Raw genomic sequence first — 5,355 nt, 5'->3', positions numbered from 1 at the left:
AAGGCAAAGTTTTTCAGATGAAGTGCCTGCCGCAATCAAACGGATTACAAAAAGCGGCAAAATGGGCACATTTTGAGGCAAAAGTGTGGCCAAATGGGTGGTAAAAAGGCAAAACGAGCGCATTCTGGACGAAAATGCGTCCGAAATGGAGCTTGAAGCGTGATATTGACACGTTTTTGGGGGAAACGTGCTCAAATGAGGACCCGAAAAGGGATGATGGCCACAAAATTGGCAAAAACGTGGCCGAATAAGAACATTCAAGCAAAAATTCACGAAATCGTGAGCAAAATTATAAATTTGCAGCTGGAAAATTCCGTGAGTATGGTGAACGCCGGGAAAATAGAACAGAAGCTGGGCTTCAACAAGGTGAGGGAATGGATAGCCGCCCGCGCAAGGAGCGGCTATGCCAGAAGCAGGGCTATGGAGGAAACTATCAGCACCAATCCCAAGGCCATTGAACGCAGGCTGGCACTCACTCAGGAAATGAAGACCATCTGCATGTTCGAACCATCGTTCCCCAAGGACGGTTATGCGGACAATCTCGCTTATCTCAAGCCGCTGCTCAAGAATTCCACAACCATCGCTGTGGAAAATATGGTGCAGCTGCGCTCCTACCTGCAGACAATGAAGGAGATAGTGAACTTCTTTGCCAGGAGCAAGGAGGATTCCTATCCTTGCCTGAAGGAACTCACGGCACCGATTGTGCTTTACCCGGCCATCGCTGTGAAAATAGATAATATTCTGGACAGGAATGGTAATGTAAAGGACAATGCAAGTGCCGAGCTGGCCAGGATAATGGGTGAGATTCATTCAAAGGAGGGTTCCATAAGCAGGAAGGTGCAGCAGATCCTGAGCAGGGGCATTGAGGAAGGCATTGTGGCTGAGGATGCTACGGTGCAGATGCGTGACGGGCGAGTACTGGTTCCTGTGGCTGCCGGAAACAAGAGGAAGCTGGGAGGTTTCGTGTATGATGAATCGGCATCGGGAAAGACGGTGTTCATTGAGCCGGCGGAAGTAGTGGAACTTAACAACGCCCTGCGTGAACTGCAGTTCGCAGCACAGCGCGAGATCATGAGGATACTTCAGGAATTCAGCGATTTCCTGCGCCCGTATCTGCCTGACCTGATAAACGCCGCACAGATAATAGGTGAAGTGGATTTCATTCTGGCAAAGGGACAGCTTGCAATGGAACTTGAATGCGACAAGCCAATTGCCTCGCAGGACGGTGAACTCAAGATAGTGAAGGGCAGGCATCCTGTTCTCGAATATGCCCTGAGAAAGGAAAAGAAAACGATTGTTCCTTTGAACCTTTATTTGAACAGCAGCAAGTCAATACTCATGATTTCCGGACCTAATGCCGGAGGAAAGTCCGTTTGCCTGAAAACCACAGGCATCCTGCAATATATGTATCAATGGGGAATGCTCGTAAGTGCATCGGCAATAAGCGAATTCCCTATAATCGACAATATTTTCATTGACATTGGTGATGAGCAGAGCATTGAGAACGATTTGAGCACATACAGCTCGCATCTTGCCAATATGAAGGAACTGGTGGAGGGAGTGAAGCGTAACTGGCTTGTTCTCATAGATGAGTTCGGCTCTGGAACGGAACCTGCTGCAGGCGGAGCCATTGCCCAGAGCATTCTCTCCCACCTCGATAGTATTGGAACATACGCCGTGATAACCACCCACTACACCAATCTGAAGATGTATGCGGAGAATATGGTGAACACCCACGTGGTGAACGGTGCCATGCTCTTTGATGCGGCCAGAATCCAGCCGATGTTCGTACTCGAGCAGGGGCTTCCTGGCAACTCGTTCGCCTTTGAACTCGCCCGTAAGATAGGCCTCCCACAATGGCTGGTTGAGCAGGCCCAGTCAATTGCCGGCACGGGATTCGTGGATATGGAAAGGCAGCTGAGGAAGATTTCCCGCGAGAAACGCAAGCTTGAGGAGAAACTCAGGAAGATAAGCACCACGGACAAGGTCCTTGAGAATGTGACTGATCGTTACCAGAAGGAGCTTGCAGACATAAAGCAGACAAAGAAGGAGATAATAGAGGCGGCCAAGGCCGAGGCCAAGGAAATAATATCCGGAGCCAACAAGGAGATAGAAGCCACCATCAGGAAGATCAAGGAAGCGCAGGCCGAGAAGGAGCGCACAAAGGAGGCGCGCCTGAAGCTCAACGCCATGAAGGAGGACCTCAACAAGGAGAACAGGACGGAAGAGGATCTCAAGGTTGAGAAGAAAATGCAGCAGCTGGCCCAGCGCAAGGCACGCAAGGAGGCCAGGAAGCAGCAGGAGGCACAGAGACTTGCAGCGGGATCCGCTGAAAACAATGAAACGGGGAGGAATGCTCCTGAAATACCTTCCGGACCGCTGAAAGCCGGTGACAAGGTCAGGATCAGGAGCAACGGGCTGATTGGTCAGGTTAACCAGACAGGAGGCAAGTACATTGTTGTGGCCATTGGCAACATTCTAAGCAGAATGAAGGAGGCTGATATTGAAAGAATCTCCGCACAGGAGTTCAAGGAGGCGCATCAGACAAGGGACAGAAGCATTTCCATCATTTCAGAGAGCATTGCCAAACGCAAGCTTGAGTTCAAGCCGAGCATTGACATACGCGGGGAAAGGCTGGCGGACGCACTTGACATAGTAAGCCGTTTCATTGACGATGCTGTAATGCTTGACATTCCGCAGGTGAAGATTCTTCACGGCAAGGGCACGGGCGTGCTCAAGGAGGAGATAAGGAAATATATCCGTACCGTTCCGGGCGTGACTGAAGTTGATGACGAGGACATACGCTACGGAGGCAGCGGTATAACCGTGGTGGATTTCAGGTGACCATCGCTGTGTAAAATTTGAATGAAAATAAAAATCTGATAATATGGAAAATCTTGATGAAAACAAAAAGGAGATGAATTTTGCAAGGCACATGAAACATTCATCGCTGAGTCCGAGGTCAAAGAAGCAGAGCAGCGTAAAGCTCATTGCCATGCTGGCAATACTTATAATTCTTGTGCTGTTCATGATATTCGCAGGTTGTTCGCGCAATCCTGAAAGTTCACAGGAAGAAGCTGTCCGCAATGCCAAGGATTTTCTCACCGCATATGTAAAGAAAGATTTCAACAAGGTGCGTTCGCTTGCAACCGCTTCGCTCGACTCGCTGGTGAACGAGGCCTCAAAATCTTCCGAGCAGCTCAGTCCAAAGGCAAAGAAGATGATTGCTTCAATCACCTCCGACATGTACTTTGACATTGATTCGTCTTTCGTGAACGATGGCGTTGACACCATCACGGTGTACTACACTCTCATCAAACCTCTGCCTGGCAACAAGGAAGTGCTCCAGAAGCTCAAGAGCTCCAATGTTGTTATGATACACAAGCAGGGCAGCTGGAAGGTTGACAGGATGAACTAGCTTTGTTTTGTTTCCAAAATTATATATATATTGCATAGTGTCCGAAGACCGCCAAAAATGGCACCCACACATCAAGAACATTGTCTGTATTACTTGACATATCTCAAAGGACCATTGAGAGGGAAATTTCCTTCCTTCGAAAAAATGGGTTCATAGACAAAGAGGGCTCTACTAAGAACGGGACTTGGAGAGTGCTCTATATTGATTGCGGAAGGATTCTCAGTATGTATTAAAAACATACGTATGTATAAATGACAGTAACGTGCCCACAAACTTAAAGTCTTGTTTTATAATTCATTACACGGGTGTCTTGGAATGGGCTGAAGTTGTAAAAAAGGGAAATAGGCATTTGTCCGGACTCTAACTGATGAATTCTGCTACGATAGGCTTCAACGATAGATGTAATTTTGCCGGTGCTCCCAACTGATATTTTATCGTATCACTTTTCAAATGTGGGACTAATTTGTCAAAATATTTGCGCGAGTTAAGTAAAATCCATATCTTTGCATTGATACTAGTTAAACTTAAGCAAATATCGTTGCGACAGTATGGTGATAGATAGCTTTTTAATAGAGGGAATATCCAATATTGGCAGCCTGAAATTGGATCTTGGTCAGTTGAATGCCCTTATCGCCCCCAACGGCTATGGTAAAAGCAATGTGCTGAGCGCCGTTGAATTCGGAATGAAATTTCTTTCGGCGGCTCTGCAGGAGAAGTTGCAAATGATGAGAAGCCGCTTCGCGCCGCTTAACAACTATATGCTCGGAAAAGACTTCTGCTTTGAAATTTCCGGACAGTTTGACGGGGACGAGCAAGATGTTCAATTCCAATACGGTTATCGTTTTAAATGGGCATCGGGAGATAATGAAGGAATTATCTTGTCTGAGTGGCTGAAGGTCAAGAAAAGTGCCGACCAGCGTTACAGGCAGATGCTCAGCAGAACATCTGCGGATGGATGCCTGATTGTTCCTTCAGCCACCGGAAGATGCACAAAAGCTTTTGACGTGGCGTCCTCTCAACTGGCACTGAATTCGATAGCTCTGTCCGCCGGGATGTTCCTCAGCGATATGGCATCACGCATTTGCGGCACAATCGTTCCTAATCTCGAAACACTGGACAATCCCGAATCCTATTTCTCCGTTGACGGAGAGAAAGGAATCCGTATGCTGGGCGGTGACACTCTCAGCGCCTATCTGTATAAACTGAAGGAATCGGATGAAGACAACTACGCGATTCTTGTAGACGGCCTGCTGCAATTACTTCCGGGCATAGAGGAATTTTCTCCTAAGGTCATAACACTTGCTGACGGGCAGAGTAAAATCTATGATATAAAGGTTAAGGAAAAGTTCAATTCACAGCCCACAAGCATCCGTCAATTGTCAAGCGGCAGCAAGCGCATTATCTTCCTTTTCACACTGTGTCTGGCAGCGCGACGGAAAAACATTCCGCTCATAATGCTTGAGGAGCCGGAGAACTCCGTACATCCTCACCTTATGGAGAATCTTATTCTGGCGATGCAGAACTACGCATCTGACACCAAGATTCTCATCACCAGCCATTCACCTTATCTGATGCGTCACCTCCTGCCTCAGCAGATGTATTTCGGCCTTCCTTCCAAAGATGGGACAGCTCATTTTGCCAGAGTTATCCCATCAAAGGTGAAATCGCTATACAAATATGCAGGAGATATGGAACTGACCTTCGGCGAGTTTATGTTTGACTTCATGCTTGACCTTGATGGTGACTCCAACAAGGTTAAAAACTTCTTCGCGGAAAATTGATTATGAAGAAAAACGGCTGCTGCTCGTCAAAGCAAATCATAATCTTCGTGGAGGGAGACACGGATGTATTCGAAGTACGTAACCCTTTGATTGTCAACTGAGATTCCATACGGAGCAAGATAAAGAGACTGGGAGTGGAAAATTTCATCAGGATTG

The 5,355-nt window shown here is 47.3% G+C and carries 3 protein-coding genes; all 3 read left to right on the top strand.

Translation table 11 applies throughout. The features are described 5' to 3' along the window. Window positions 1-321 precede the first annotated feature (321 nt). The 3 genes from AC06L3_RS07255 (at window position 322) to AC06L3_RS07245 (ending at window position 5,199) form a co-directional block, all read left to right on the top strand. Window positions 322-2,844: an endonuclease MutS2 gene (locus AC06L3_RS07255; protein ID WP_475669951.1), complete on the top strand. Its 2,523-nt coding sequence runs from the start codon at window positions 322-324 to the stop codon at window positions 2,842-2,844. Between the two features lie 43 nt (window positions 2,845-2,887). Next, window positions 2,888-3,418, top strand: coding sequence for a hypothetical protein (locus AC06L3_RS07250; RefSeq protein ID WP_475669950.1), 531 nt, complete (start codon window positions 2,888-2,890; stop codon window positions 3,416-3,418). Between the two features lie 548 nt (window positions 3,419-3,966). Then, the gene (locus tag AC06L3_RS07245; protein ID WP_475669949.1) at window positions 3,967-5,199 is read left to right on the top strand and encodes an AAA family ATPase; all 1,233 of its coding nucleotides are present in this window, start codon (window positions 3,967-3,969) and stop codon (window positions 5,197-5,199) included. Window positions 5,200-5,355 lie beyond the last annotated feature (156 nt).

The organism is Candidatus Egerieousia sp. (genome assembly GCF_056211015.1).
This window is presented reverse-complemented; position numbering and strand designations above follow the sequence as displayed.

Coding starts and splice junctions, on each gene's coding strand:
- AC06L3_RS07255 (WP_475669951.1), top strand. CDS start 322: ATGGTGAACGCCGGGAAAATAGAACAGAAGCTGGGCTTCAACAAGGTG.
- AC06L3_RS07250 (WP_475669950.1), top strand. CDS start 2,888: ATGGAAAATCTTGATGAAAACAAAAAGGAGATGAATTTTGCAAGGCAC.
- AC06L3_RS07245 (WP_475669949.1), top strand. CDS start 3,967: ATGGTGATAGATAGCTTTTTAATAGAGGGAATATCCAATATTGGCAGC.